Source organism: Mycolicibacterium smegmatis (assembly GCF_001457595.1).
In the GTDB taxonomy this organism is placed as follows: domain Bacteria; phylum Actinomycetota; class Actinomycetes; order Mycobacteriales; family Mycobacteriaceae; genus Mycobacterium; species Mycobacterium smegmatis.
In genome coordinates, this window is the sequence record NZ_LN831039.1 from 5,666,052 (window position 1) to 5,691,980 (window position 25,929).

The 25,929-nt window shown below is 64.7% G+C and carries 27 protein-coding genes; 13 read left to right on the top strand and 14 right to left on the bottom strand.

Going from position 1 to position 25,929, the window contains the following annotated elements; all coding sequences use genetic code 11:
- Nucleotides 1–15 precede the first annotated feature (15 nt).
- Genes AT701_RS27240 through AT701_RS27255 form a run of 4 tightly spaced genes read right to left on the bottom strand, consistent with a single transcriptional unit; the run spans nucleotide 16 to nucleotide 4,133 of the window.
- Complete coding sequence (locus AT701_RS27240) at nucleotides 16–891, bottom strand: carbohydrate ABC transporter permease (protein ID WP_003896977.1); 876 nt, start codon at nucleotides 889–891, stop codon at nucleotides 16–18.
- A complete protein-coding gene (locus AT701_RS27245) occupies nucleotides 891–1,853 on the bottom strand; it encodes a carbohydrate ABC transporter permease (RefSeq protein ID WP_003896978.1) in 963 nt (320 codons plus the stop codon). The genes AT701_RS27240 and AT701_RS27245 overlap by 1 nt, the downstream gene beginning before the upstream one ends.
- Nucleotides 1,850–3,193: an ABC transporter substrate-binding protein gene (locus AT701_RS27250; protein ID WP_003896979.1), complete on the bottom strand. Its 1,344-nt coding sequence runs from the start codon at nucleotides 3,191–3,193 to the stop codon at nucleotides 1,850–1,852. Before AT701_RS27250 ends, AT701_RS27245 begins: the two co-directional genes overlap by 4 nt.
- 13 nt (nucleotides 3,194–3,206) lie before the next feature.
- Nucleotides 3,207–4,133, bottom strand: a complete 927-nt coding sequence (locus AT701_RS27255) for a sugar-binding transcriptional regulator (RefSeq protein ID WP_003896980.1) — start codon at nucleotides 4,131–4,133, stop codon at nucleotides 3,207–3,209.
- A gap of 63 nt (nucleotides 4,134–4,196) precedes the next feature.
- Between AT701_RS27255 and AT701_RS27260 the strand changes: the two genes are divergently transcribed.
- Complete coding sequence (locus AT701_RS27260; protein WP_011730628.1) at nucleotides 4,197–5,633, top strand: mannitol dehydrogenase family protein; 1,437 nt, start codon at nucleotides 4,197–4,199, stop codon at nucleotides 5,631–5,633.
- Entirely contained in the window at nucleotides 5,630–6,550 is a 921-nt protein-coding gene (locus AT701_RS27265; protein ID WP_058126960.1) for a carbohydrate kinase family protein, read from the top strand. The genes AT701_RS27260 and AT701_RS27265 overlap by 4 nt, the downstream gene beginning before the upstream one ends.
- A gap of 36 nt (nucleotides 6,551–6,586) precedes the next feature.
- Here AT701_RS27265 and AT701_RS27270 read toward each other — a convergent pair whose 3' ends face one another.
- Both AT701_RS27270 and AT701_RS27275 read right to left on the bottom strand, forming a co-directional pair.
- Entirely contained in the window at nucleotides 6,587–8,065 is a 1,479-nt protein-coding gene (locus AT701_RS27270) for a hypothetical protein (protein ID WP_058126961.1), read from the bottom strand.
- A gap of 59 nt (nucleotides 8,066–8,124) precedes the next feature.
- Nucleotides 8,125–8,595: a MarR family winged helix-turn-helix transcriptional regulator gene (locus AT701_RS27275; RefSeq protein WP_011730631.1), complete on the bottom strand. Its 471-nt coding sequence runs from the start codon at nucleotides 8,593–8,595 to the stop codon at nucleotides 8,125–8,127.
- A 186-nt stretch (nucleotides 8,596–8,781) separates the two neighbouring features.
- On the opposite strand from AT701_RS27275, the gene ku reads away from it, so the two are divergent.
- On the top strand, nucleotides 8,782–9,738 hold the full coding sequence (gene ku / locus AT701_RS27280) for a non-homologous end joining protein Ku (RefSeq protein ID WP_058126962.1): 957 nt from the start codon (nucleotides 8,782–8,784) through the stop codon (nucleotides 9,736–9,738).
- A gap of 11 nt (nucleotides 9,739–9,749) precedes the next feature.
- On the opposite strand, the gene AT701_RS27285 is transcribed toward ku, so the two are convergent.
- From AT701_RS27285 to AT701_RS27300, 5 genes are all read right to left on the bottom strand, one after another.
- Nucleotides 9,750–10,472, bottom strand: coding sequence for a YwaF family protein (locus AT701_RS27285; RefSeq protein ID WP_011730633.1), 723 nt, complete (start codon nucleotides 10,470–10,472; stop codon nucleotides 9,750–9,752).
- A gap of 72 nt (nucleotides 10,473–10,544) precedes the next feature.
- Complete coding sequence (locus AT701_RS27290; protein WP_011730634.1) at nucleotides 10,545–11,009, bottom strand: hypothetical protein; 465 nt, start codon at nucleotides 11,007–11,009, stop codon at nucleotides 10,545–10,547.
- A gap of 52 nt (nucleotides 11,010–11,061) precedes the next feature.
- On the bottom strand, nucleotides 11,062–11,364 hold the full coding sequence (locus AT701_RS27295; RefSeq protein WP_413232164.1) for a hypothetical protein: 303 nt from the start codon (nucleotides 11,362–11,364) through the stop codon (nucleotides 11,062–11,064).
- 230 nt (nucleotides 11,365–11,594) lie between these two features.
- Nucleotides 11,595–12,452: a hypothetical protein gene (locus tag AT701_RS34940; protein WP_157892584.1), complete on the bottom strand. Its 858-nt coding sequence runs from the start codon at nucleotides 12,450–12,452 to the stop codon at nucleotides 11,595–11,597.
- Between the two features lie 73 nt (nucleotides 12,453–12,525).
- On the bottom strand, nucleotides 12,526–13,527 hold the full coding sequence (locus AT701_RS27300; RefSeq protein WP_058126963.1) for an HNH endonuclease: 1,002 nt from the start codon (nucleotides 13,525–13,527) through the stop codon (nucleotides 12,526–12,528).
- A 143-nt stretch (nucleotides 13,528–13,670) separates the two neighbouring features.
- Here AT701_RS27300 and AT701_RS27305 point away from each other — a divergent pair, with 143 nt between their 5' ends.
- Together AT701_RS27305 and AT701_RS27310 are read left to right on the top strand one after the other, a co-directional pair.
- On the top strand, nucleotides 13,671–14,522 hold the full coding sequence (locus AT701_RS27305; RefSeq protein ID WP_058126964.1) for a TIGR02391 family protein: 852 nt from the start codon (nucleotides 13,671–13,673) through the stop codon (nucleotides 14,520–14,522).
- Nucleotides 14,519–15,055: a hypothetical protein gene (locus AT701_RS27310; RefSeq protein WP_058126965.1), complete on the top strand. Its 537-nt coding sequence runs from the start codon at nucleotides 14,519–14,521 to the stop codon at nucleotides 15,053–15,055. The genes AT701_RS27305 and AT701_RS27310 overlap by 4 nt, the downstream gene beginning before the upstream one ends.
- A gap of 858 nt (nucleotides 15,056–15,913) precedes the next feature.
- Here the strand turns inward: AT701_RS27310 and AT701_RS27315 are convergent.
- Entirely contained in the window at nucleotides 15,914–16,384 is a 471-nt protein-coding gene (locus tag AT701_RS27315) for a hypothetical protein (protein WP_058126966.1), read from the bottom strand.
- 164 nt (nucleotides 16,385–16,548) lie between these two features.
- On the opposite strand from AT701_RS27315, the gene AT701_RS27325 reads away from it, so the two are divergent.
- Nucleotides 16,549–17,774 (top strand): IS3 family transposase gene (locus AT701_RS27325; protein ID WP_085976171.1). Its coding sequence is split into 2 segments (ribosomal slippage): nucleotides 16,549–16,780 and nucleotides 16,780–17,774, totalling 1,227 coding nucleotides; the frame shifts between segments, so codons are not numbered across the junction.
- Nucleotides 17,775–17,801: 27 nt separating this feature from the next.
- On the opposite strand, the gene AT701_RS27330 is transcribed toward AT701_RS27325, so the two are convergent.
- On the bottom strand, nucleotides 17,802–18,992 hold the full coding sequence (locus AT701_RS27330; RefSeq protein ID WP_233031982.1) for a DUF222 domain-containing protein: 1,191 nt from the start codon (nucleotides 18,990–18,992) through the stop codon (nucleotides 17,802–17,804).
- A 120-nt stretch (nucleotides 18,993–19,112) separates the two neighbouring features.
- On the opposite strand from AT701_RS27330, the gene AT701_RS27335 reads away from it, so the two are divergent.
- The 6 genes from AT701_RS27335 (at nucleotide 19,113) to AT701_RS27360 (ending at nucleotide 23,957) form a co-directional block, all read left to right on the top strand.
- On the top strand, nucleotides 19,113–19,904 hold the full coding sequence (locus AT701_RS27335) for an SDR family oxidoreductase (RefSeq protein ID WP_014878395.1): 792 nt from the start codon (nucleotides 19,113–19,115) through the stop codon (nucleotides 19,902–19,904).
- A 12-nt stretch (nucleotides 19,905–19,916) separates the two neighbouring features.
- Nucleotides 19,917–20,993 carry an NAD(P)H-dependent amine dehydrogenase family protein gene (locus AT701_RS27340; protein ID WP_058126967.1) on the top strand — a complete coding sequence of 359 codons (1,077 nt, stop codon included), beginning with the start codon at nucleotides 19,917–19,919 and terminating at the stop codon, nucleotides 20,991–20,993.
- 22 nt (nucleotides 20,994–21,015) lie between these two features.
- Entirely contained in the window at nucleotides 21,016–21,282 is a 267-nt protein-coding gene (locus tag AT701_RS27345; protein ID WP_011730639.1) for a hypothetical protein, read from the top strand.
- 70 nt (nucleotides 21,283–21,352) lie between these two features.
- Nucleotides 21,353–21,580 carry a hypothetical protein gene (locus tag AT701_RS27350; protein ID WP_029104512.1) on the top strand — a complete coding sequence of 76 codons (228 nt, stop codon included), beginning with the start codon at nucleotides 21,353–21,355 and terminating at the stop codon, nucleotides 21,578–21,580.
- Between the two features lie 94 nt (nucleotides 21,581–21,674).
- Complete coding sequence (locus AT701_RS27355; RefSeq protein ID WP_011730641.1) at nucleotides 21,675–22,898, top strand: Nramp family divalent metal transporter; 1,224 nt, start codon at nucleotides 21,675–21,677, stop codon at nucleotides 22,896–22,898.
- The gene (locus tag AT701_RS27360) at nucleotides 22,899–23,957 is read left to right on the top strand and encodes a poly-gamma-glutamate hydrolase family protein (protein WP_011730642.1); all 1,059 of its coding nucleotides are present in this window, start codon (nucleotides 22,899–22,901) and stop codon (nucleotides 23,955–23,957) included.
- On the opposite strand, the gene AT701_RS27365 is transcribed toward AT701_RS27360, so the two are convergent.
- Nucleotides 23,944–25,041 (bottom strand): glutamate--cysteine ligase 2, encoded by a 1,098-nt coding sequence (locus AT701_RS27365; RefSeq protein WP_011730643.1) that lies wholly within the window; start codon nucleotides 25,039–25,041, stop codon nucleotides 23,944–23,946. The two genes, AT701_RS27360 and AT701_RS27365, sit on opposite strands and share 14 nt — an antisense overlap.
- A 66-nt stretch (nucleotides 25,042–25,107) precedes the next feature.
- Here AT701_RS27365 and AT701_RS27370 point away from each other — a divergent pair, with 66 nt between their 5' ends.
- On the top strand, nucleotides 25,108–25,926 hold the full coding sequence (locus AT701_RS27370) for an LLM class F420-dependent oxidoreductase (protein ID WP_058126968.1): 819 nt from the start codon (nucleotides 25,108–25,110) through the stop codon (nucleotides 25,924–25,926).
- Nucleotides 25,927–25,929: the final 3 nt, after the last annotated feature.

The window sequence follows — 25,929 nt, forward strand, 5'->3', positions numbered from 1 at the left end:
TGCGAATATCTCCCCTTACTTGATGGCCCCGAAGGACAGTCCACGTACCAGCTTGTTCTGCGCGACCCAACCCGCGAGAACCACAGGAAGCGCAGCCATGGTCGACGCTGCGCACAGCTTGGCCCAATACAGACCCTCACCGGCGATGAAGCCGACCAGGAACACCGGCATGGTCTGGGCCTGTACCGCAGTCAGATTGACCGCGAAGAAGAACTCGTTCCACGCGAAGATCACACAGATCAACGCCGTGGCCGCGATACCGGGCGACACGAGCGGCAGGATCACCTCACGCATCGACCGCCATGTGCTGGCACCGTCGAGGCTTGCCGCCTCAAGGAGTTCGCCGGGCACTTCGAGGAAGAACGAACGCATCATCCACACCGCGATCGGCAGGTTCATCGCCGTGTACAGGATGATGAGTGCCCAGATGTTGTCCAGCAGACCGATGTTCGACACGATCACGTACATCGGGATGATCGCCGCGACGATCGGCAGCATCTTGGTGCTCATGAAGAAGAACAATGCGTCCTGGGTCTTGCGCACGGGCTTGAGCGAGAGCGCGAACGCGGCCGGGATGCCGAGCACGAGCACCAGGACGGTCGACGCCGTGGTGGCGAACAGCGAGTTCAGCAGGCTGGTGCCGACCCCCTGCGAGAACACGGCACGGAACTCGTCGAGGGTGGGGACGAAGAAGAACTTCGGTGTGACGGTGTAGGCGTCGACCTCTTGTTTGAACGCGGTGAGCACCATCCAGAACACCGGGAAGAAGAACCCGAGGCCGACGATCCAGGCCACCACGCCCCACGGATCGAACTTGCGCCGCTTGACTTTGGTCCTCGGCCCGGGAGTGGGGGCCGGAGCCGTTGTCTTGGTTGCGGTATCGGTGGTCATCACGCCGCCTCCTGTGCACCGGAGAATGATTTGAAGATCAGTCGCAGCGCGAACGTCGCGATGATCATCGTGAAGATCACGACGATGACGCCCATCGCGGCGGCCTGGCCGATGTCGAAGCCCAGGAACGCGCGCTGATAGATGTAGAACGGCAGGTTCGCACTGGCCGTACCCGGCCCGCCCTGCGTCATCATGTAGATCTGGTCGAACGTGTTGACCAGGTAGATGGCACCCAGCACGGTTCCCAGTTCGATGAACCGGCGCAGGTGCGGCAGCGTCAGTTCACGGAACAGTTGGAACGCGTTGGCGCCGTCGACTCGACCGGCCTCCAGGACGTCTCGCGGCATCGACTGGAGGCCGGCGAGGATCAGCAGCATCATGAACGGCGTCCACTGCCACACCAGGGCGACGATGATCGACGCGCGCGGGAACTCACCGATGAAATCGATGCCCCCGCCGGGCAGCAGCCAGTTCACGAAGCCGAACACCGGGTCGAGCATCGCGGTCTTCCACATCAGCGCTCCCGCAACGGGTGTCACGAGGAACGGCGTGATGAGCAGTGTGCGTACGACGCCGCGGCCCAGGAACACCCGGTCGAGCAGCAGCGCCAGCAGCAGGCCCAGTACGACCGAGATCAGCACCGTCAGCACGATGAAGAACACCGAGTTGAAGGCCGCCTGCCAGAACGTGGCGTCCTGCACGACGTCGACGTAGTTCTGCAACCCGACGAACTCGCGGGATCCGGGTCGCACCAGGTTCCACGACAGCGTCGAGTAGTACAACGTGAACAGGAACGGGATCTGGGTGACGACGATCATGAAGATCAGCGCAGGCAGCAGCGGTCCGCGGCGGCGCCAGCCTTCGGCGCGTGAAACCCCGGGGTCCTGCGTCTTCTTGATACGTGCGACGTGTTCGGCCTCGGCGGCCGCCTCGGCCGAGGCTCTCTCCTCGGTGGTTGTCATGGCTTCTCCTGGTAGCTTCGGCCGACGACTTCGGCGTACTTCTGCGCCTGCTCCAGCGCCTCGTCGACGGACTTCTGCCCGGCGATGGCCGCGCTGATCTGTTGGCTCACACGGGTTCCGAGGTCCTGGAACTCCGGGATCGCCAGGAACTGCACACCGGTGTACGGGACCGGTTGCACCGTGGGCTTGGCCGGATCTGCGCCCTCGATGGAGTCGAGGGTGACCTGGCCGAACGCCGCGGAAGCTTCCTTGTACTCGGGGATCTCGTAGGTCGACAGGCGGCTGCCGGGTGGCACGCGGGCCCATCCCAGTTCCTCGCCGACGAGGTGGATGTAGTCCTTGTCGGTCATCCACGAGATGAACTTCCACGCCGCGTCGGGCTTGTCGCTGCTCTTGGGGATGCCCAGCGCCCACGTGTACAGCCAGCCCGAGTTGGGCTTCTCCATCGTCGGCGCCATCGCGTAGCCGACCTTGCCGACGACGTTGGACGACGCGGGGTCCTCCACCGTCGAGACCGCCGAGGTGGCGTCGTACCACATCGCCGCGCGGCCCTGCGCGAACTGCGTCGCGCATTCACCGAAACCGGCTGCGGATGCGCCCGGTTCGCCGTATTCCCTGACGGTGTCGACGTAGAACTGCACGGCCTTGCGCACCTCGGGGCTGGTGAGCTGGGCGTTCCAGTCCATGTCGAACCAGCGGCCGCCGAAGGTGTTGATGACGGTGTCCAGCGGCGCGAGCACCTCACCCCATCCGGGCTTGCCGCGCAGGCAGATCCCGACCATGTCGGGCCCGTTGAGCTCGGCGGCCGCGTCGGCGACCTGCTGCCAGGTCGGCGTGCGGGGCATCTCGATGCCGGCCTGCTCGAACAGGTCCTTGCGGTACATCAGGAACGACGATTCGCCGTAGAACGGCACCGAGTACATGTCGCCCTGATAGGACAGCGAGTCCTTGAGCGACGGGATGAAGTCGTCCTCGTCGTAGCCGGGCGTGTTGCGGGCGTAATCGGAAAGGTCGACCAGCCAACCGTTCTCGGCCCACTGCGGGGTCTCGTAGTTGCTGATCATCACGACGTCGAACTCACCGCCGCCCATGGCCGTCGAAGCGGTGATCTTGGCGCGGGCCTGGTTCTCGGACAACGTGACGAACCGCAGCTTGATGTCCGGGTTCTCCGCTTCGAACCGGCTGGACAGCTCACGCGCGTCGGTCATCTGAGAGTTGGACACCATGGCGATGGTGACCGTCTGATCGGTGGCGCCGAGTGTGCCCGCTCCGGCGCATCCGGCCGTCGCCGTCAATCCCGCGGCTGCGATGCAGGCCGCCAATCTTCTCAACCGTTTCACCTCTCATCACCTCTCATTGGTTCAACAGCCAACGGGCGCAATCGATATCGCACACCAGAAGCCGCGCCAGCTTGCCCCGCAGGGCACCGAGGATCGCCTGGTACTTACCGGCGCCCCCGGAGATCAGGATGGTCTTCTCGCACATGCGGATGTCCTCCAACGGGACCGACATCGCACGCTGCTGCAGTTCGTCGTGCACGGGCTCGCCGTGGGCGTTGAAGAACCGCCCGCCGATCTCGCCGACGGCGCCCATCGACATGAGCTCGTCGAGCATCCGGATGTCGAGGAAACTGCCCTCGAACAACGTCGTCGACGTCGACACCGCGCCGACACCGAAGAGCATGGCCTGCGCGCGTCGTCCGGCGTCGAGGGTCCGGGAGATCACCGAGTCCTCGCGCATCGACACCACCGTCGCCGGGTCGGCGTAGAGCGGTGCGGGCAGCCGGAAGGTCTCGGCGCGCAACGTGTCCGCGCAGCGCGTGAGGATGGTTTCCATGCCGGTCTGATACGCCGCGGTGGACATGGCGCCGTCGAGCTGCACCACCGCACGACAACTCGCGATGCCGGGCACCAGGTTTGTCGCGACGCCCACCTGCTCGGGCCCCCACGTGAACCCCAGCACGTCGTCGGCGGCGATGCGGCGCATCAACAGCGCCGCGCCGGCCCGGCCGGCGTTGGTCGCGACGACGGCCTCGGTCAGCCCGAACCGGCGTTCCAGTTCGCGCTCTTCCTCGGCGTGTAGGTCGTCTTGGATGTCGGGCGGCACCACCACCTCGATGCGCACGAGGCCGTTGGCTTTGGCTTTCGCCACCAGCCGGCCGGCGGTCGGTCGGGAGACGCCGAGCCGCGAAGCGATCTCGGCCTGCGTGAGGCCGTCCAGGTAATACAGCGTCGCCGCGCGGAGCGCGAGCCGCAGATCCTCCGGTGTCGGTTCGGGCACTTTCACCACTTTCTGACCGTGAACACTTGCTCACGGGTGCGAGTAGATGCTCAACACGCTAACATGAGGGGTGTGACGTACACAACACCTCCGACGAAGCTCTCGTCGTCGACACTCGAGCAGCTGACGATCCCCCACCCCAGCTACGACCGTGCAAAGGTGCAGATCGGCATCGTCCATTTCGGTGTCGGCGGGTTCCACCGCGCTCACCAGGCGATGTACGTCGACAAGCTGCTCGAGATGGGCCTGGCGTCCGAGTGGGGCATCTGCGGGGTCGGGTTGCTGGCGAACGACCGCCGGATGGCCGAGGTGATGGAGGCCCAGGACGGGCTCTACACACTGTTGCTCGAACATCCCGACGGCCACCGCGAGGCGCGGGTGATCGGGTCGATCGTCGACTACCGGTACGCACCCGACGATCAAGAAGGTGTCATCGAACTGCTGGCCGCACCGACCACCAAGATCATCTCGATGACCATCACCGAGGGCGGCTACTACATCGACTCGGCCCCCGAGATCAACGTGTTCGGCCTGGTCACCGAGGCCCTCGTGCGCCGGCGCGACCGCGGCATCGGCTCACCGACCATAGTGTCGTGCGACAACATCGAGGGCAACGGCGACGTCGCCCGCAAGGCGTTCACCACCTACGCCGAGCGTGTCCATCCCGGTCTGGGCGAATGGATGTCCGCCAACACCCGTTTTCCCAATTCGATGGTCGACCGCATCACGCCTGTGACAACTCCCGAGGTGATCAGCACCGTCGAGCGCGAGTTCGGCGTGGCCGATCAGTGGCCCGTGGTGGCCGAACCGTTCACCACGTGGGTGCTGGAGGACTCGTTCTCCGACGGCCGACCGCCGTATGAAGAGGTCGGCGTGATGGTCGTCGACGACGTCACGCCGTATGAGCTCATGAAGTTGCGCCTGCTCAACGCGAGCCATCAGGCCCTGTGCTACTTCGGGTACCTGGCCGGCTACCGGCTGGTGCACGACGCCGCGAGCGACCCGCTGTTCGCCGATTTCCTGCTGGCGTACATGGATTCCGAGGCCACACCCACCCTGCAACCCGTGCCCGGCATCGACCTCGACGAGTACAAGCACACACTGATCGAGCGGTTCGCCAATCCCGGCGTGCGCGACACCATCGCGCGCCTGTGCTACGGATCCTCCGACCGCATCCCGAAGTGGCTGGTGCCCGTCATCCGCGAGAACCTCAAGACCGGTGCGCCCATCCGCCTGTCCGCGGCCGTGGTGGCAAGTTGGGCACGCTACGCCGAAGGCGTAGACGAACAGGGCGAACCCATCAACGTCGAAGATCAACTCGCCGACACCCTGGTGCCGATCGCCCTCAGCCAGCGTGAGCATCCGACGGCGTTCATCGAGAACACCGAGGTGTTCGGCGACCTCGCGTCGTCGCAGCGGTTCGTCGACGAGTATCTGTGGGCACTGGATTCGCTACACCGCCACGGGGCGCGGGCCACCCTGGAATCATTGCGCTCATGAGCCGTGCTCTGGTCATCGGTGAGGCACTGATCGACATCGTCGAGCGAGAAGGGCAGGTCGTCGGCGAGCACGTCGGCGGCAGCCCGCTCAACGTCGCAGTCGGGCTCGGCCGGTTGGGCCGCGACGTCGACTTCCTCACCCACATCGCCGATGACCCCCGCGGCCGGCGCATCGTCGATTACCTGAAAGCCTCTGGCGTGCAGCTTGTTCCGGGATCGACATCGGCCAAGAAGACGCCGACGGCGCAGGCCAGGCTCGACGCCGCAGGCTCGGCCACCTACGAGTTCGACATCGACTGGCAGCTCGCGGGCACGGCCGAGGTCGCCCCGCCGATCGTCGCGCACTCCGGTTCGATCGCCACGGTGCTCGAACCCGGGTGCCGCGCCGCCGCGGCGCTGCTGGATGCCTACCACCTGTCGGCCACCATCACGTTCGACCCGAACGTGCGGCCTGCACTGATCTCCGACGGCGAGACCGCGCGCCGGCGCATCGAGCGCCTGGTCGAGCGCGCCGACGTCGTCAAGGTCAGCGACGAGGACCTGCGCTGGCTCGACTCACGCCGCTCCCCCGAGCAGATCGCCAAGACCTGGCTGAGCATGGGCCCCTCGATCGTCGCCGTCACGGCGGGCGGCGAGGGCTCGTTCGCGGTGTGCGGCGCCGGGATGGTCCGGGTGCCCGCACGAACCGTCGAGGTCATCGACACCGTCGGTGCGGGCGACGCGTTCATGACCGGACTGCTCGACGCGCTGTGGTCACTCGACCTGCTGGGCGCCGACAGGCGACGCAACCTGGCCCACATCAGCACCGATGCGCTCGAGCACGTGTTGTCGACGGCCGCGCTGACCTCGGCACTCACCGTCGCCAAGGCCGGCGCCGATCTTCCCGATCGCGACGCTTTGCGGGCCGCGCAGCAGTAGGCCCCCGAGTCGCCTCGGGGGCCTACCGGTCGGCGGTCAGTCCTCGCTTCCCGCGCTGTCCTTCGACGACGACGAGGCTTTGGAGTCGGCCTTCTTCTTGCCCTTCACACCCAGCGCCTTCTTGACGCCGTCGCCGATCTTCTTGACGGTCTTGTTGACCTCGTCCCCGATCGACTTCAGCGCCGCCTCGGCCCGCTGCCCCGGCCTGGCCTTGTCACCGGCCGTGGTGGTCGGAGAGAACTTGTTGCCAAGTGTCACAAGCGGTTTCTTCGACTTCTCGACCGGCTTCTCGGACTTCTCCGGTTCGGTCTCGGTGCCGGTCCCGGTCGTTGCATCATCCTCAGCATCAGCGCTCTTGGCGGCGATCGCCTGGATGCCGTTGCCCTCTGTCGTCCCCGATTCCGTCGTGGACTTGGTGACCTCGCCGAGTTCACCATCCTCGTCGACGGTGAAGGTGAACGAGTTCACCTCGGGCGCGGACTCCATCTTCGCTCCAACCAGTGTGCTGACGGCCGGTGGCTGGATCGCATCCGCGATCGACTGCCGGACAGTGAGCAGGCTCGGTATCAGCCCGAGCTCGCTACCGAGCAGCCCGCTGTTGCCGATGGTGGGGTTGCCGTTGAGAATTGTTCCCGCCATGTCGGAGGGGAAACTGATGAGGGCGTTGGCCACGGCCTCGAGATCACCGGCGGTCACACCGTCGTAGACACCCTGCGCGGTGAGTCCGACTTGGAGGATCGGCGACAGGGCCTCGAACAGAATTGGCAGCCCAGCACCGATCAGCGTCGGTACGCTCACCACCGTCCCCACGACATTGGCGGCGTTGAGGAACGGATTCTGCAGGACAGCGCTGATGTCGTCGAGCTGCCCCAGCGCTCCCAGTGCGCCCTCCACCACCGGCGTGAGGATCGCGATAGCGTAATTCTCGACGCCACTGTAGATCTCGCCGGCAAGAATCTGCTCGACCGCGGATTGGAGCGCGGCAGGGACGCCTCCCGCGCTCGCCACGAATCCTTCGCCGAACAACGCGACGAACGAGGTGAGGACATCGGCGGTGATGAGCTGGTTGTCGATGACCTTATGGGCGATCGGTATCGGGTTCTCCAGGACAGTGTTGGCGATGGCGCCGGTGTTCGCGATCGCTTGGCTGATGACCGCAGACCACAGTTCGATCGGATTGACCAGGGCCGTCATTTCCACTGCCGGAGTGGCACTTTGAATGACCGGCGCAGCGATGACGTCGGGCACTGGTTGGATCGGTGCCGCGACCAGAGCACCAGCGCCGATGATGGCGGCACCGGCCAAGAGGCGCGAGCGAGCTGCTACTTCCATGAAGATCCCTTCATAGGCTGTTCGGATGTGAGCCCGGGCACAGCGAAAGCTACCTGAGAAGAACCTGAGCGAATCCGACTTGCCCGAACGCTCACGCAACTGCCGACTGGTCATCGACCGGCGCAACATCAATGCATTCAAGAATGCGCTGATCGTGATGCGTGCCGGTTCGATCAGGCACATAAGTGGCACGTTCGGACAGTTTCAGAGCGAAAATATCGTGGACGACAATTGAAACAAGTTCACGAGCGCCTTGGTCCCCTCAATCCCTCACTGATTCGGCGTCCGTTGTCGCCGACGGCGAGCATCTGTCTGCGCGTCAGCGGGTTGAGGTAGTTCAACCGGACAAAGCGGGCGTAGGTTGCGAGCGCCGGCTTCAGCCGGCGACAACCGGCAGGGGTCAGCGTCACCGTGACCCCGCGCCGGTCCTTCGAACTGACGCCGCGACGCACCAGCCCGGCCTCTTCCAGACGGGCGATTTGGCCGGTCGCCGTGCTGGGCGGCGCAGTGAGCTCGTCGGCGATATCACCGACACGAGCGGATCCGTTCCCGGACTTCGCGAGCAGATCCAGCAGCTGGACGTCGGGCAGGGTCATGTCGTGACAACTCATGAGTTGCCGGTTGAGTTCGTCGAGAATCAACGTCGTCGATTCCAGGAAATGCGCCCACGTCCTGTTCTCGTCTTTGTCGAGACCGGGCAGAGAATCCGTCAATCCCCTACCGCCTTAGAACGTGTTCCACCGCACAAACAGGTCCAGGAGCTCACGGGGCGGGATGGTATGACGGGTGCGTCAGTTATGAATCGAAAATTCGTGAAGTGGCCGAGCACGACAGTTTCCGGGCGCGCCGGGCCGGGTAAAGACGGCGGGATGAACCGTGCGGTAGGCCATACTGGCCTTATGCGATCCATCTGGAAGGGTTCGATCGCCTTCGGCCTGGTGAACGTGCCGGTCAAGGTCTACAGCGCGACCGAGGACCACGACATCAAGTTCCATCAGGTCCACGCCAAGGACAACGGGCGCATTCGCTACAAGCGCGTGTGCGAAGTCTGCGGCGAGGTCGTCGAGTACCGCGACATCAACAAGGCCTTCGAATCCGACGACGGCCAGATGGTCGTGATCACCGACGAGGACATCGCGACGCTACCCGAGGAACGCAGCCGTGAGATCGAGGTCGTCGAGTTCATCCCGGCCGAGCAGCTCGATCCGCTGATGTACGACAAGAGCTACTTCCTTGAGCCCGATTCGAAATCGTCGAAGTCGTACGTGCTGCTCGCCAAGACGCTCGCTGAGACCGACCGGATCGCGATCGTGCACTTCTCGCTGCGCAACAAGTCCAGGCTGGCGGCGCTGCGTGTCAAGGACTTCAGCAAGCGCGACGTCATGATGATCCACACGCTGCTGTGGCCCGACGAGATCCGCGATCCCGATTTCCCGATCCTCGACAAGGAAGTGCAGATCAAACCGGCCGAGCTCAAGATGGCCGGGCAGGTCGTCGAATCGATGACCGACGACTTCAAACCCGACCTGTACCACGACGACTATCAGGAGCAACTGCGCGAGCTGGTTCAGGCGAAACTGGAAGGCGGCGAGGCCTTCTCGGTCGAAGAGCAGCCTGCCGAACTCGACGAGGGCACCGAGGACGTCTCCGATCTGCTGGCCAAGCTCGAGGCCAGCGTCAAGGCGCGCAAGGGTGGCAAGTCGGACTCAAAGGACGACTCCGATTCCGAGTCCGATTCGAAGGAATCCAAGTCGGATTCCAAGCCCGCCAAAAAGGCCCCCGCGAAGAAGGCGGCCGCCATGAAATCCACGGCCAAGAAGGCGCCCGCCAAGAAGGCAGCTGCGAAGAAGTCGTAGATCGTCGTAACTCAGGGCACCTTCGCATCGGCGTTCTGCCGGATGCGGACCCATGGCCACGTCATCAATGCCCACACGGCGACGACAATCGTCACTTCGACCAGCAGATAGAACGGCCACGGCCCCAGCGCGTCCAGGATCGAGGCCGTCGGCGGCTTGCCGTTGAGATAGCCGTAGTTGGTTCCGGCGATCGTGTTGAACGTGAACGTCACCGCGAACCAGGCCAGGGTGACGATCACCGCGAAGCGCCAATCCCGCCACCGCAGGCTCGCCCGTCGCCCCCAGGTCAGATAGATGGCCGACCAAACGACCAGCACGTGCAGCACGAAGAACGTGATGAACAGATGGTGTGGGAAGTCCGGTGCGCCTTCCTCGGCCGTGCCGACGTCAGGTGTGAGCAACGCCTGCGAGCTGAGCACCAGGCCCCAGTAGTACGTGAGCACGAAAGCCCAATGTCGCTGCGACCAGAGCGCGTACGCCGCCACGAGTTCCGCGACGTCACACAGTTGCAGCGGTACCGACGTGTCGAGGTGGGGTCGCGCCAGCTTGTAGGCCAGCGCCACTGCAAATGTGGCGATCAGTAGCACCGCGAGCACTCGGCTCAGCAGCTTGGCCTGCTGTTCTGTCTGCCTGCGTCCGGCCCACACGAGCAGGGCCGCGCCCACCACAAAGATGGCCAGCACCACCAGGTGCGACGGCCCGTACGCCGAGAACTCCTGCTCCGCAGCACTCAATTCGATGACCTCCGTCTCTCGATTCTTAACAACGAGAGACGCTCATCGATTCGTCCGCGCAGGGTGTGTCGCTCAGCCGACGTTGACGCGCAGAGTCTCGTGTTCGTCGAGGATCCGCCGCAAGGCGGCGTCCATGGGGTGCGCCGCGGACAGGTCGCGGCTGCAGCGACGGTCAACGCCGATGACGTCGCCGGCGTGCACGTCGCAACACTCGACCTGGTCGACGAACGCGTCGAACAGCGCGGCCGGGGTCGCCAGGTAGTAGTGCGGGTGATCCGGGTGCGCGAACCGGGCGCCGTACATCAGCCCGCACTGGGTGATCATGAAGAACTCGGACGCGATGTCGACCGTCCCCAGGTCGACCTTGCTCCAGGCGTACGCGGCATGGCGCGCTTCGGCCACCCGATCCTGGACCTCATCGGTGGACGTCATCAGGCGGTGCACGAGAACCCCACCGGTCTGCGGGTACTCGTCGACGGCCGGTCTGAAGTAGCGCTGGAACATCGAGCCGAAGTAGTCGTAGACCTGATCGTTCATCGCGGCTCCCCACGTTGCGTTGATCCGTGGCCCAATTGTGCGCCCCGAACGGTCATTGCGGGGGTGGCTTGTTCCGTTCGGAAAGGTACTTTTCGTTGCGGGCGCGTTCGGCGCGGATCTGGCGGGCCCGTTGCTCTGCGCGGGTCAGTTTGCGCTGCGGCATCATCACCCCGCGCGCCGGTGAGGTTGCCCGCGGCGGTGGTGGCGGCAGTGTGGTGGTGGTGGTGTCCCACTGCGGAAACACCCAGCGACTGCCCGGCACCGTGGTGTAGGTGCGACCACTGGGCATCGTCCACACCACCTGCCCATCGGGCAGCTGCGTATCGACGAACCCCGCCCAGAACGTCTTGATCAAATGATGGTAGAGATTTGACGAAAGACATTCATGGCTCATTTGCAGGCAGGCTGGTGCTGATCGTGGGACCAGAAGCGGTCAGGTATCTTTATCTGAGGTGGTTCGAAGTCTTAGCTTCCGCAGGTTCACGACCATGACCAACCGCAGAGCGATGGAGACCCGGGTTCGAGTCCCGGCTCCGGTACCGATGCCGGAAGTAGCTCAATAGGAAGAGCCCTCGTTTATTCTTACTATTGCCAACTGGCTATTGTCCATAGCCCTAGAGTCCTGGCGGCCGACTCTAGATCGCTTTCAGGAATGTTTACCGGCCCGTATCGGCTCCTCGCGTACCCGATAAGCGCTCGACGCCACCCGGATGAATTGCGATTATTCTTCGTGGATTCTTGGAAGTCTTGCACACACACTTCGGCCCACACTCGAACAGGTATCGTTGCCGCCAATGCGGCGCTGATATCCCGCCCGAGCTGTTTGATCACGGCAAAGGCTGAAAAGATGTGCGACGCCACAAGGACTAATTCAGCCTGCTGTACTACGTCTGAGGGCGGTTGACCATTCAATCGCTGCCATTCTTGCACCGCGGCAGGGCTCATGTTGCTGATCTGGTTCGTTAACTCCTGCTGTACCCTCCTGCCCGCATGGACGACGGCGTTTCTCATGCATCGAAGTAGCTGGAAACATTCCGTCGATTCCGGTCGGGCGGTGTAACCGAGCGCGTTGAACAAGACCCTGTGCATACTTTTGGCAGTGATCGGTCTCGATGAACTTACGTTGACTCCCGCGCTCCGCGCGAATTCAATCGCAGATGTCACAAAGTCCTCGTGAACTGCCAACGCATATGTTATCTCCATTGACGCCAGGTGATCATCCGCAGCACTAAGGTATTTCGTTGCTGGACCAACCCGGAGGTTGAACCGATCGATGTGCTCGACCGTTGGGAAAATGTCTGCAAGCTGTTGATTTTGTGTACCGTTATTCACGATTGCGTGGTTGGCAATCCTGGAACCTGCGAGTAGTGACATTACGGCATTATTTACATCAATGCTGATCTCTTGATACTGCCGGTACTCGGGGTACTTCACCTCGTTCATAGCTGCCTTCCCGGAGGAATCGGTGACCGCATGATTAAGTCGACGATTGGCCGTCGGCGGAACGAACGACCCGTTATGTTCGAGCCTCCTCCACCAGCGCACGAAGTTGTTCGGGCGTGAGCCACGGGGAGCGTCGGTGAATCATGCGGTGGCAGTTCGCGCAGATGAGGATTAGGTCGTCTAGGCGCGTCTTCACCTCCCCCGACGCGTGCAGCGGCACTACGTGGTGGCACTCGATGTATCCGTCGCCGTGTGATCCGTACGCAGCTTTGAAGTCGAATCCACACGTCGAACACGCGAGGGACTTGTGCTTTTGTAGGTGCTTCTTGATCTTCTTGGCACGCAGTCCACGATCACGCTCTCGGGCGAAGTGCCGCCGTTCAAGAAGTCGACCCTCTGGCGCTTCATCTTCGTCTAACTCATCGACGTCGTTCACCACTTCAGTTGCGTCGACCAGATCACCCGTGCTCATGCCGTCGCGGATCAACTGCGCGGCCTGACGCATCTCGCTCTCGCGTTGAAGGAAGTCGTTGAGCACTTCTAGGTCAGTCGCACCGGCGTTCGTCGGCGTGCCCGTGTACTCGGGGTGATGCGTGGCGATGTCCCAAGTTTTGCGCCCGACACCATTCGGATTCCTGAACTTCGGTCCGCGCATCTCCATCGGGTGAATTGGCAACTGTTGAAGCAGGTCCGATAGCGCCTGGACCCGCGCATCGTTCGCGCCCATTCCCTTCCACCCGTTCTCGAGAACGAGGTCACAGGCCAAGATCAATTCGTCTCGCGTCCAAGTGGGTTCACGGCTAGGCGGCACGACGAACCCCAGTCGGCGCAAGTACTTGACCGCATCGCTCTCGCCGCCGTAGAACTCGTCCGACGTGAGAGGCGGGAGACCAGGGTGGTGCCCGTGGGCGGCCGCGAGGATGGCCTTTGAGTCGTACTCCTTGCCGCCGCAGTGCAGCAGGTATCCAGTCGCCTTCCCCATACCGTACTTAGCTAGAAACGCGTCCCGACCAAGCTTGTCGAACTCCGCGATCGCCTTCAGTACGTCCTCGCGCGTGACATCCTTCTTGGCCATGCCAGGCGAGTCTACGGACGAGGCCGCCGACGCCGACGCCGATCAAGACCCATGTTGGGTGAGAACATCGTTCGCTACGAGCGAAACGGCGACCGGCGTGTCTGCATGCCGGGTTGTCGGTGCCCGCCGATAGCGTCGGCGACATGGAAGCAGAAAAGAACCCCGACTACCTGCGGCAATTGGCCGAGTTCGTTCGGGACTTCCGCGACGCGTTCGAGTCGCTGCTGGAATTGCACACGCCGACGTGGGAGGGCACGGGCCGTGGACTGTTCCCTGCTGTGTCGCCCCGCGAGGGCATTGACGAGGACGAGTTGCAGGCGCGACGGACACGCGTTGCCGAGGCCGCCGGACGGGCTCGCCGTGCACCCGGTCTCACCGGCGTGCAATATCACGTCCAAGGGGTCCAGGGCGCGGTCGATCCGATCGCGGCGTGGGCGACAGTGCTACAGCCGAAGCCGGTGCTTGAGCCCTCGAACATCATCGACGCGGCCAACCAAATGATCGGCCAACTCGACGAATTGATCGTGCGGGCCGAAGCCGAGGCACCACCGAAGGTCGGTGTAGCGGGGATGCATCCGGCGGTGTGGGGACAGGCTTCGCGGCTCTGGCGCGACGGCCATTACCGCCAGGCAGTGTCGGCGGCGGCCGATGGCGTGATCGCACTGGTGAAGGCCCGGACCGGCCGCAACGACATCCCCGACACGTCGCAGTGGCAGCAGGCGTTCTCGAACAACCCACCGAAACCGGGTGAGCCGCGTCTCCGGTGGCCAGGTAATCCGGCGGACCAGTCGGTGAAGTCGATGAACGACGGTCTCCGCCAGTTCGCGCCGGGTGCGCAAATGACGATCCGCAACCCGGCGGCACACGGCACGGCCGAGATGTCCGAACAAGAAGCGGCGGAACGGTTGGCGGTACTCAGCCTGTTGGCACGGTGGGTCGACCAATGCGACCTCATCGAAGCGCCCGACCCGTCCGCGGGCAGCGGCCTGCCATGACGGTCGCCGCGTTCGTTCTCGGCTTGCTCGGGTTTGGCGTCGCCGTCTCGTCGTTGACGTGGCAGGTCTACACGTTCCTGATGCAGGGCGCGCGACCGAAACTGACGCCGGTCGTCGGTTACCACTACGGCGGCGGATTGCTGACGAACGACGCGACCCGCGACATACGCGAGTCACTCCGCTCCGCCACCGCGCAATTTCCACCCGGAGGCCATTACGTCGTAGGCGTCAACGTCGTCAACGCCGGGCGCGCACCGTTCCACGTCGCCAAGTGGGCGATACGTGTTGACCCGGCAGGCACGTCCTTCGTATCGGTCGATGACCCGCAGGGGTGCCCGTCCGCCCCGCACGACATCGCGCCCGGTGCCGATGCGACATTCTTCACCGGTCTCGTGAATCTCCGCGCCCTGTCCGCAGCCAGCGGAGCGATCGACCGACGTCGCCAACGACTAGTCGTCACGGTGGAAAGCGGCGGCCGCACGTACACGTCCAAGCCGATCGCGCCGGTTAACCTCACGATCGGCGCGTCGTAGGTCGTTGCCGAGACGGGCGACCCACCGATGCCGACCCGTTTCCGGCGTCGATCGTGCGCGAATCCGGCCGCCGGGCATCCGGTGAACCGCCCAAATTGGTTGCTGTGCAACCACACACGGCCCGAAGTGCCCGGCGGGCACCCGTCGATCGGCCCGCCTGCCGCAGGGCGGCCCGATTTTTCGCCCGCGCAATAAAAAAATGGTGACTACCGCGGTGGGAGTCACGGAGGCTGGGGGCTCGATAAACTAGGGGTGGTGGATGTGGACTGGGCAACCGTTGTGACGTCCGGAGCTGCTTCGGCGGTTATCGGTGGCGTCGTTTCATGGTTTACAGCTCGTCACGTAGCGGGTCGGCAAGAGCGCGGGCGTTCTGCAGTGGAGGCTCGACGACTCATTCGGGACCTTGTTCGTCCCGAACTCACGAAGGTCCGTCAGTATCAGGCGAGAGCGATGGCATCGGTAGGCCGGGACGATGACGACAATTCGTTACATGTCGATGACTTGGGATTTTGCGCGCGTGTCCTGAATGCCGCTGAAGACCTGCCGTGGTGGCGGCGTTCGCTTGTGGTGCGACGGCTCCGAGTCCTGTTCGGTAAGAACACAGTCGACCTTTGCTTCATCCACGGAGAGCAAGCAGAGGACCCACAGATGGCTATGACGTTGGTTCTTCAACGTCAGGCGAGGGGGCTATTTCGTCCCGATGAGGGACTGCCGCAACCCGATCGAGGTGCGTTCGATCGGGCTCTCCGCTGCCCGCCGAACTCGAAGCCCGTTGCCGATCTGGTGCGGTCGTTGACCTCGCTCAGTCGGGCCTTCTGACACAGATCAGGGTCATCCCGTGTCTGTAGGCAGAGGCCATCAGTAGAACCACGTGGTGGATTGTGCAACGTCCGGGTTGTCGGTGCTGTGGCCGATCTCTGACATAGGTACCACCGTTTCGTTCGGGACGGCGGCGAGGACGTCGGCCATACCGGGATCAGCCTCGATCAGCGTTACCCAATGCTTATGTCGGTCCGGCGTGATTTTGCCTTTGTCTATCGCATCGGCGACCGCGGCTTCGACTCTTGCGCGTGCTGCGGCCGCGGCGATCCGGCGACCTTCCTGCGCGTCGCGGCGCAACGCCTCGGCAGTGTCCTTATCAAGCAGTTCCATGCCGTTGCGCGCCGCGGCAGCGGCCACGGCCGATGGCTTGGCCGATTCGAGGGTGTCTGCCTGTGCGGCGAGGTCCTGTGCGGTGGCGACCACGAGGTCGACGTCGGCGGTGTCGGCTGAAAGGCCGAGCACCTCGAACAGCGCCGCAGCCTGGGTGTCGTTGAGTTGCAAAGTCATTGTATCGGGTTCCCTTCTGGGCTAGCTGATACCGAGAAGCTTTTTGACCGCGTACGTGATCCGCCCCGGCGTGTCTGGAGAGTTCTTCCGTTGGGAAGGATGGGCACGTGGGATCGAAGTCATCGAGGCGGTATCCAGACGAGCTGAAGGTGCGGGCGGTGCAGATGGTGGCCGATCTGCGCAGCGAGACAGTTTCGGAGTGGGAGGCGATGGGCCGGGTTGCTGACCTGCTGGGCGTCGGTACTGCCGAAACGGTGCGCAAATGGGTCCGCCAGGCTGAGATCGACGCCGGCTCTCGGGCGGGGCAGACCAGCGAGGAATCCGAGGTCCTGCGCAAGCTGCGCCGGGAGAATGCCGAACTCAAGCGGGCCAACGCGATCTTGAAGGCGGCCTCGGTTTTCTTCGCCGCCGAGCTCGACCGGCCCTCTCAGTAGTCGTGGAGTTCATCAGCGCCCACCAGCACATGCGGGTGGGCGTTGATGGTCTCAAGTGGGGTGTCGAGTCGATGTGCGCTGTGCTTTCCGAGTACGGCGTCACGATCGCCCCGTCGACGTATTACGCCCACCGCGCCCGTCAGGGCCCCTCGAAAGCCGACTGGGCCGATGCGCAGGTGATCGATGCGATCTGGCAGCTTCGCCAATCGCAGAGTCTGTACCGAGTCCTGGGCGCTCGTAAGACATGGATTGTATTGCGCACCAATGGTATCGACGTATCGCGCTGTGTCGTGGAACGGGTCATGCGGGAGATGGGTTGGCGGGGTGCGTGCAAGCGCCGGCGGGTGCGCACCACCGTCGCCGATCCGGCAGCGACGCGAGCCCCGGATCGGGTCCGGCGTAATTTCGTCGCCGGTGCGCCTGACCGATTGTGGGTGGCCGATTTCACCTACTGCCGGACTCGTGCCGGCTGGGCCTACACGGCGTTCGTCACCGATGTCTATGCCCGCAAGATCGTGGGTTGGAAGGTGGCTACCGAGATGACCCAGAAGCTGGTGACCGATGCGATCGACCACGCTATCGACACCAGAAAGCGTTCGGGTGCAGCATCTTTGGATTCACTTATCCACCACAGCGACGCGGGCTCGCAATACACCGCGGTCGCGTTCACCGAACGTCTGGCCGCTGAGGGGATCCTGCCTTCAGTCGGATCCGTCGGGGATAGTTTCGATAATGCTCTGGCCGAATCGGTGAACAGCAGCTACAAGACCGAACTCATCGACCGCCAGCCGCTCTATCCCGGTGCCACCGAACTGGCGCTGGGGACCGCCGAATGGGTGGCCTTCTACAACCGTCAGCGACCCAACGGCTACTGCCAGGACCTGACCCCCGATCGGGCCGAAGCGCTCTACTACCATCGCCAACGGCACCCTCATGCCGAGGAGGCACTCAGATAAGAGAACCTCCCGACATGCCGGGGCGGATCAACCTGTCTTCGGCTGCGGTTCCGGCCGCGCCTCTGGTTCTGGTTCTGGCTGCGGTGCTGACGCTGTCTGTGGTTCTGATTCAAACCGCAACTCAGGTTCTGGCTCTGGCTCTGGCTCTGGCTCTGGCTCTGGCTCTGGCTCTGGCTCTGGCTCTGGCTCTGGCTCTGGCTCTGGCTCTGGCTCTGGCTCTGGCTCTGGCTCTGGAGGCAGCGGTATCTCAGACCACCACTGCGGTGCCCATTGCGGCTCCGAGGGCGGCTCTGGTGGTGGTGTCGAATCCCGCTCCGGGTAGACGGGCCACGGATCGAACTCCGGATCCACAAACGGCACCGGGTTCGACGCGTAATCACCGTGCACATACGGATCCGGCTTGGCATCAACCACCGACGGCTCAGCGAAAATATGCACCATCGTGTTGGCCGCCCGCGGATCCACCCCCACCCACGGGCACTGCGGATCCCCACACAAACACACCAACCGATCACCCTGGACCGCGATCACCCCGAACGCATCAGCACGCCGCTGCCCCGCGGTACGCGGATCATCCCCACACACCCCACCGGTCAAATGCGCACTACGTTTCTGATAAGCCACCGCATCAGCAGTGTTCACCCGCCCCGAAATCGACACCGTCCCGGTCACATCATCAGGCTTACCGAACCGCACATCCCGATCCCGCGAGGCCTCCCGCGACCGCCGAACCGCCGCCGGATCATATTTCTCCAACAGACTGGCCACCGCGGATTTCACCCCGTCGACAGTCATCGGCCCGAACTCACGCGCCCGCGCCGCCAACTGCGCATCCACAATCGCCAACACCTGCTCATCACCCACCAGATGCGTCGCCCAGGTCAACGTCGCCACCACCTGCGCACTCAACCACCCCGCAGCGAACATCTCCTGCACCCGCGGCAACCGCTCACCCACCTCCTGAGCCACCCGCATCCACTTCGAGGCCACCGCCGGCCCCACATTCAGCGCCGCCCCCACCTCCGCCGCCGCCGCCGCCCAATCATCGCCCACCCACCGCAGCACCTCATCCTCAGAATCAGCCGCCCGCCGCGCGGTGAACCGCGCCACCAACGCCAACTTGCGCGCCGCGGCCGCATTCTGCGCACGCTCACACCCCTCGATCCCGGCCACCAACGCCGCATCATCAAGGCAATCGAACGTATGTTCGAACGACATGCACCCAGTATCACAGACGGGTACGACAAGTAGACACATAATTAGAACGTGTTCCAGAAACTCACCGAAAAGCCCGGCTCAGGCTGCTAGCGTGACCGCGGTGAGCGATAGGAGAACGTGTTGATCCTGGACAGATTCCGCCTCGACGACAAGGTTGCGGTCGTGACGGGCGCGGGCCGTGGCCTCGGTGCCGCGATCGCGCTCGCGTTCGCTGAAGCCGGTGCGGATGTGGTGATTGCGGCCCGTACGCAGTCGCAACTCGACGAGGTGGCGGGTCAGGTCGCCGGCGCCGGCCGCAAGGCTCACGTCGTCGTTGCCGACCTCGCCCACCCGGATGCGACGGCCGAACTTGTGCAGGCCGCGATCGAGGCGTTCGGGAAACTAGACGTCGTCGTCAACAACGTCGGCGGGACCATGCCCGCTCCGCTGCTCAACACGTCGACGAAGGACCTGCGCGACGCCTTCACTTTCAACGTCTCGACGGCGCACGCGTTGACCTCGGCAGCCGTGCCACTGATGCTGGAGCACTCCGGCGGCGGCAGCATCATCAACATCACCTCGACCATGGGCCGCCTGGCCGGACGCGGCTTCGTCGCGTACGGCACAGCGAAGGCCGCACTGGCGCACTACACGCGGCTGGCCGCGCTCGACCTGTGCCCCCGCATCCGGGTGAACGCCATCGCACCCGGATCGATCCTCACCTCTGCGCTGGACGTGGTGGCGTCCAACGACGCGCTTCGCGAGCCCATGGAGAAGGTGACGCCGCTTCGCCGACTTGGTGATCCGGCCGATATCGCCGCGGCGGCGGTCTATCTCGCTTCCCCGGCCGGTGCGTACCTGACCGGCAAGACGCTCGAGGTCGACGGTGGTCTCACCATGCCGAACCTCGATCTGCCCATCCCGGACCTCTAGACAAGGAGCAGTATGGCCATCCGCGTCGCAGCAATCGGCACCGGCAACGTGGGCCGGCACGCCCTTCGCCAGCTCATCACCAACCCGGCTTACGAGCTCACCGCGGTATGGGTGTCGTCGCCGGAGAAAGCCAGCAAGGACGCGGGTGATCTCGCGGGTCTTGAGGTGACGACAGGCATCAAGGCGACCGACAGTCTGGACGAGGTGCTGGCCACCTCGCCGGAGTGCGCGGTCTACACCGCGATGGCCGACAACCGGCTTCCTGATGCGCTCGAGGATTACCGGCGCATCCTGGCCGCAGGCGTCAACGTCGTCGGCAGTTCCGCGGTGTTCCTGCAGTACCCGTGGCAGGTGCTCCCCGAGGAGCTGGTGAAGCCCATCGAGGATGCCGCGCACGCCGGCGGGGCCAGCCTGTTCGTCAACGGCATCGATCCAGGCTTTGCTAACGACCTTCTGCCCCTTGCCCTTGCAGGCACCTGTCAGCAGATCGAACAGATCCGCTGCATGGAGATCGTCGACTACGCCACCTACGACAGCGCGACGGTGATGTTCGACGTCATGGGATTCGGCAAGTCGCTCGACGAGACGCCGATGCTGCTGCAACCGGGCGTGCTGAGCCTCGCGTGGGGCTCGGTGGTCCGCCAGCTCGCGGCCGGCCTGGGGCTCGAACTCGACGCGGTCACCGAGGAGCACACGCGCGTCCCCGCGCCCGAGGACTTCGACATCGCGGCCGGACACATCTCCGAAGGCACCACGGCAGCAATGCGTTTCGAGGTTCGCGGCATGGTCGACGGGAAACCGGCCGTCGTGCTGGAACACGTGACCCGCCTGCGTGACGACCTGTGCCCCGAGTGGCCCCAGCCCGCGCAGGAGGGCGGCTCGTATCGCGTCGAGGTGACCGGGGAGCCGTCGTACGCTCTCGATCTGTGCCTCAGCAGCCCCTACGGCGATCACAATCATGCAGGCCTCGTGGCGACGGCAGCCCGCGTCGTCAACGCGATACCCGCGGTCTTCGCGGCGCCACCGGGCATTCGTACCACGCTCGACATGCCACTGATCACGGGCAAAGGGTTGTACGCTGCCCGGTAACGACTTCCAGGAGGACCCAGAGATGAAACTTCGCATGAGCACGCTTGCCGGTTGCCTGCTCGTCGGTGGTGCCGCGGCGGCGATCGGCCTGGCGCCGCTGGCCGGCGCCGAGCCCGTCGACCCGAAGGAACCGCATCTGCTCCCGCAGTGCGAGGTGACCGGCGGCAGCTCCGTCGAGGGCGGCCAGACCACCGACTGCGCCTCGGAAGGCAACGTCCAGATCGACTCCACCCCGCCGGAGCCCGGTTACGGCATGTTCCCGTGGGACGACGAGTTCTTCGTTCTCTGATCTGATCTGGTCTGACAAGATCCCGGGCCTCTGCTCGGACGTAGACTTACTCCATCGATCGGAGTAGGTCATGACCAATTCAGTGCGGTGCGTGGCAGCGGCGGCTGCCGCGATATGCATGGCTCTTCTCGCAGCACCCATCAGCGCGGCAGCACCGCAATGCACCAACGTTTCGCCCAACACCACGCAGTGCCAGACAAACGGCAGCACCCAGATCGTGACGTCGCCCCCGGCGATGAATTACGGCCCGTGGTACGGCTGGGGCTTCGGCCTGGGCGGGATCTCCATCGGGTGGTAGGACGGTCCCCAGAGACCGGCCCCATCCTGGCGCGTCCACGAGATTTCGGCTAACCTAACTTTTCTGTTCGCTACACCGGATAGAAGGGTGGCAGGTGCTCGAGGACACGAAGGTGCGCGCGCGGCCGAGCTGGCTGCTGCTCGGGCCTGCGTTCGTGGCGGCGATCGCCTACGTCGATCCGGGCAACGTCGCCGCGAACGTCAGCGCAGGCGCGCAGTACGGCTTCCTGCTGGTGTGGGTGATCGTCGTCGCCAATGTCATGGCGGGCCTGGTGCAGTACCTCTCGGCCAAACTGGGACTCGTCACCGGCCGCTCACTGCCGGAGGCAGTCGCCGACCACACCCGCACGCCCACGCGCGTCGCCTTCTGGCTGCAAGCCGAATTGGTCGCGATGGCAACGGATCTCGCCGAGGTGGTGGGTGGCGCCATCGCGCTGTACCTATTGTTCGACCTACCGCTGCTGGTCGGCGGGCTCATCACCGGCGTGGTGTCGCTGCTTCTACTGGCGGTGCAGAACCGTCGTGGACAGCGGGTGTTCGAGCGCGTGATCACAGGCCTGCTCATGGTCATCGCGATCGGCTTCCTCACCAGTCTGTTCGTCAAGACGCCGCCCGCCGCCGCGGTCGCCGACGGCCTGATCCCGCGCTTCGACGGCGCCGAGAGCATCCTGCTCGCGACGGCCATGCTGGGCGCCACGGTCATGCCGCACGCGGTGTACCTGCACTCGGGGCTGGCACGCGATCGCCACGGCCACGCAGAGGGTCCGCGCCTGCGGATGCTGTTGCGCGTCACCAGGTTCGACGTGGGTCTGGCGATGCTGGTCGCGGGCGCGGTGAACATGGCGATGCTGCTGGTCGCTGCCACCAATCTGCAGGGCCGCGGCGACACCGACTCCATCGAGGGCGCGCACGCCGCGGTTTCCGATGCGCTGGGGCCCACCGTCGCGTTGCTGTTCGCGATCGGCCTGCTGGCCTCGGGTCTGGCGTCGACGTCGGTGGGCGCGTACGCGGGCGCGATGATCATGCAGGGCCTGCTGAAGAAGTCCTATCCGCTGCTGCTGCGCCGGTTGGTGACGTTGGTACCCGCACTGCTGGTCCTCGCGATCGGCGTCGACCCCAGCCGGGCCCTGGTGTTGTCGCAGGTTGTACTGTCCTTCGGCATCCCGTTCGCGCTCATCCCCCTGGTCCGGCTGACCAGCGACAAAGCCCTCATGGGCGGCGACGCCAACCACCGCGTGACCACCGCTTTTGGCTGGGGAGTTGCCGGACTGATTAGTGTCTTGAACGTGGTGCTGATCTATCTGACCGTCAACGGGTGAATGCGGCACGCGTACTTCGCCTACGGATCGAATCTGTGCGTGACGCAGATGGCCCAGCGCTGCCCCGACGCGGTCGACCCGATACCTGCCCGCCTCGACGACCATGACTGGCTTATCAACCAGCGCGGCGTGGCGACCGTCGAACCCTTCACCGGTGGGCAGGTGCACGGCGTGTTGTGGCAGGTGAGCGACCACGACCTGAACGCCCTGGACAGCGCTGAAGGTGTCCCGGTGCGGTACCGGCGCGACCGACTGATCGTGCACACCGCGGGCGGACCCGCCGCGGCCTGGGTCTACATCGACCACCGCGTCGATCCGGGGCCACCGAGGCCGGGTTACCTCGAACGCATTCTCGACGGCGCGATGCACCATGGGTTGCCGCAGCGGTGGATCGAGTTCCTGCGCCGCTGGGACCCGATGCACTGGCCGCAGCAGACACGGTCGGCGACATCGCCTGCCCCGCAGTCTCTCGCCGAACTGCTCGCCGATCCCGCGGTACGCGAGACCAGCACGCTGCGGTCGCGATTCGGCTTCATGGCCATCCACGGCGGCGGCCTCGAACAGATGACCGACGTGATCGCCGAACGTGCCGCCGCCGCGTCGGACGCTTCTGTGTATGTGGTGCGCCATCCCGACCGGTACCCGCACCATCTGCCCTCGGCGCGGTATCTGGCCGCTGAGTCACAACGACTTTCGGAATTCCTCGAACACGTCGACGTCGTGGTGAGCCTGCACGGGTACGGCCGCATGGGTCGCGGCACGCAACTGCTGGCCGGCGGACGCAACCGGACGCTGGCCGAACACGTTGCCCGCCATGTCGAAATCCCCGGCTATACCGTCGTCACCGATCTCGACGCGATCCCGCGGGAACTGCGCGGGCAACACGCCGACAACCCGGCCAACCGTGTCGCCGGTGTGCAACTCGAATTGCCGTCGCGCGTGCGCGGAATCAGTCCGCGCAGCCCGCTTCCAGGTGCGGACGGGTTGTCGCCGGTGACCTCGGCCTTGATCGACGGTCTCGCCGCCGCAGCGCGAAGTTGGACGGCTATTCGGCGATAGTCGCGGCGGCCAACTCGTCGATGACGTCGGCGGCCTCGCGGCGGCGCTCGAACGCGCGACGCTGACGCATCGCTCCGTTGCCGGTCTCGATGACACGCGCGAGTTCGCCGCGGACCGTGTCGTATTCGCCGAGTTGCTCCAGTGCGGGACGGAGGTGCTCGACGAAATTGGTCAACAGTTCCACAGTCGGTGCAACAGCATGGGATTCCGCCAGGTCGATGGTGCGGCCGTCCAGACCGTCGCGCGCGGACTTCCAGTAGGCGGCCTTCAACACGTAATCGGTCAGTGGCACAACCGGTTCGCCGTTCTTCTCGGCCTCCGTCGCCGTCATCACCGCGGCCCTGACCAATGTCGCGAACAGCACCGTCTCCGCAACCGTCGCAGGAACATCCGAAACACGTACCTCGACCGTCGGAAACTTGTTGGAGGGACGCACATCCCAGTAGATCATGCCGTCGTCGAGCGCGGCGCCGGCGTCTTCGAGCATGGCCACGGTGGCGTCGTACTGGGCCTCCGAATCGAAGAACGGCGGCGGGCCCGCACTCGGCCAGCGCGCCCACAACACACTGCGGAAGGTCGCGTAGCCGCTGTCGGAGCCGCGGTAGATCGCCGAGTTGGCGGTGAGCGCCAGCAGCAGGTGCAGCCATGGCCGCAGCCGGTTGCTCACCCGGATCGCGGCGTCGCGGCTGGGTACCTCGACGTGCACGTGGCAGCCGCAGATCCCCTGTTCGTGGGCGATCATGCCGAACCGGTGACCGATACGGCGGTATCTCGGCGTCGGGGTGATCGGGAATTTGTGCGGCACCGTCGGCGGCAGACCCGCGGCCAGCAGACGGGCTCCGTTGGTCTCCGCGGCGTCGGTCGCGACACGGCGTAACCGCAGCAGGGCCTTACGAAGATCGTCGCTGTTGTCCATCACCTCGGTCGCGGTCTCGACCTGGCAGCTGGTGAGCTCGAGTTGGAGGTCGACGCCCTTGGCAGCAGCGGTCTCGGCCACGGCTTTGTTGCGCGCGATGGGCTCTCCTGTGCGTGGATCGACCAGGAGGAATTCTTCTTCGACGCCGAAGGTGGGATTGTTGCTCATGTCCCGCGCAGGATTGCCCTTCGGAACCTCCACCAAACATCCAGCTCATATGCCTAGGATCGGATGATGCCCAAGGATTTCCGGTTCGGTGTCGGAGTGCGCACCGCCGAGACCCAGGCCCAGGTCGCCGCCACCGCCCGCCGAGCCGAAGATCTCGGATACGACGTCATCGTGATGCCCGACCACCTTGGCGTCCCCGCCCCGTTTCCGATGCTGACGGCCGCCGCGTGCGCCACCCGCACCATCCGCGTCGGGACCTTCGTCCTCAACGCCTGCTTCTACAAACCGGCGCTGCTGGCTCGCGAGGTGACGACGTTGCGGGACCTGTCGGGCGGACGGTTCGAGGTGGGACTGGGAGCGGGGTACGTCCGCGAGGAGTTCGAACAGGCCGAACTACCTTTTCCCAGCGCCAGAGAGCGCATCGACTATCTGCGTCACACCATCGATCACCTGCGCGAGCACGCCTCCGACGTCCCGGTCATGGTCGCCGGGAACGGTGACCGACTGCTCACGGTGGCCGCGCAGACCGCCGACATCGTCGGCCTCACCGGCGGCGACGGCGTGCCCGACGGCGACCACGACCCGCTCGCCGAACGAATCTCTTTCTTGCGCAAGGCTGCCGACGGTCGCGATCTGGAACTCAACATCACGTTCACCGCGATACCCGCGGCCGGCTCCGAGATGCCCGACCTCAGGTTGACGCGACGCTTTCTCGGCCACCTCACCGACGAACAATTGCTGCGCCATCCGGGGGTGCTGGCCGGTTCCGCATCGGACATGGCCGACCGGCTGCGGCAGCTACGGGACACCTACGGCGTGAGCTACTTCATCGTGCAGATCCCACATATCGAGACGTTCGCGAAGGTGATCGCCGAACTTCGGTAGCAA

Coding starts and splice junctions, on each gene's coding strand:
- AT701_RS27240 (WP_003896977.1), bottom strand. CDS start 891: ATGACCACCGATACCGCAACCAAGACAACGGCTCCGGCCCCCACTCCC.
- AT701_RS27245 (WP_003896978.1), bottom strand. CDS start 1,853: ATGACAACCACCGAGGAGAGAGCCTCGGCCGAGGCGGCCGCCGAGGCC.
- AT701_RS27260 (WP_011730628.1), top strand. CDS start 4,197: ATGAGGGGTGTGACGTACACAACACCTCCGACGAAGCTCTCGTCGTCG.
- AT701_RS27265 (WP_058126960.1), top strand. CDS start 5,630: ATGAGCCGTGCTCTGGTCATCGGTGAGGCACTGATCGACATCGTCGAG.
- AT701_RS27270 (WP_058126961.1), bottom strand. CDS start 8,065: ATGTGCCTGATCGAACCGGCACGCATCACGATCAGCGCATTCTTGAAT.
- ku (WP_058126962.1), top strand. CDS start 8,782: ATGCGATCCATCTGGAAGGGTTCGATCGCCTTCGGCCTGGTGAACGTG.
- AT701_RS27290 (WP_011730634.1), bottom strand. CDS start 11,009: ATGAACGATCAGGTCTACGACTACTTCGGCTCGATGTTCCAGCGCTAC.
- AT701_RS34940 (WP_157892584.1), bottom strand. CDS start 12,452: ATGAACGAGGTGAAGTACCCCGAGTACCGGCAGTATCAAGAGATCAGC.
- AT701_RS27300 (WP_058126963.1), bottom strand. CDS start 13,527: ATGGCCAAGAAGGATGTCACGCGCGAGGACGTACTGAAGGCGATCGCG.
- AT701_RS27305 (WP_058126964.1), top strand. CDS start 13,671: ATGGAAGCAGAAAAGAACCCCGACTACCTGCGGCAATTGGCCGAGTTC.
- AT701_RS27310 (WP_058126965.1), top strand. CDS start 14,519: ATGACGGTCGCCGCGTTCGTTCTCGGCTTGCTCGGGTTTGGCGTCGCC.
- AT701_RS27315 (WP_058126966.1), bottom strand. CDS start 16,384: ATGACTTTGCAACTCAACGACACCCAGGCTGCGGCGCTGTTCGAGGTG.
- AT701_RS27330 (WP_233031982.1), bottom strand. CDS start 18,992: ATGTCGTTCGAACATACGTTCGATTGCCTTGATGATGCGGCGTTGGTG.
- AT701_RS27340 (WP_058126967.1), top strand. CDS start 19,917: ATGGCCATCCGCGTCGCAGCAATCGGCACCGGCAACGTGGGCCGGCAC.
- AT701_RS27345 (WP_011730639.1), top strand. CDS start 21,016: ATGAAACTTCGCATGAGCACGCTTGCCGGTTGCCTGCTCGTCGGTGGT.
- AT701_RS27350 (WP_029104512.1), top strand. CDS start 21,353: ATGACCAATTCAGTGCGGTGCGTGGCAGCGGCGGCTGCCGCGATATGC.
- AT701_RS27360 (WP_011730642.1), top strand. CDS start 22,899: ATGCGGCACGCGTACTTCGCCTACGGATCGAATCTGTGCGTGACGCAG.
- AT701_RS27365 (WP_011730643.1), bottom strand. CDS start 25,041: ATGAGCAACAATCCCACCTTCGGCGTCGAAGAAGAATTCCTCCTGGTC.
- AT701_RS27370 (WP_058126968.1), top strand. CDS start 25,108: ATGCCCAAGGATTTCCGGTTCGGTGTCGGAGTGCGCACCGCCGAGACC.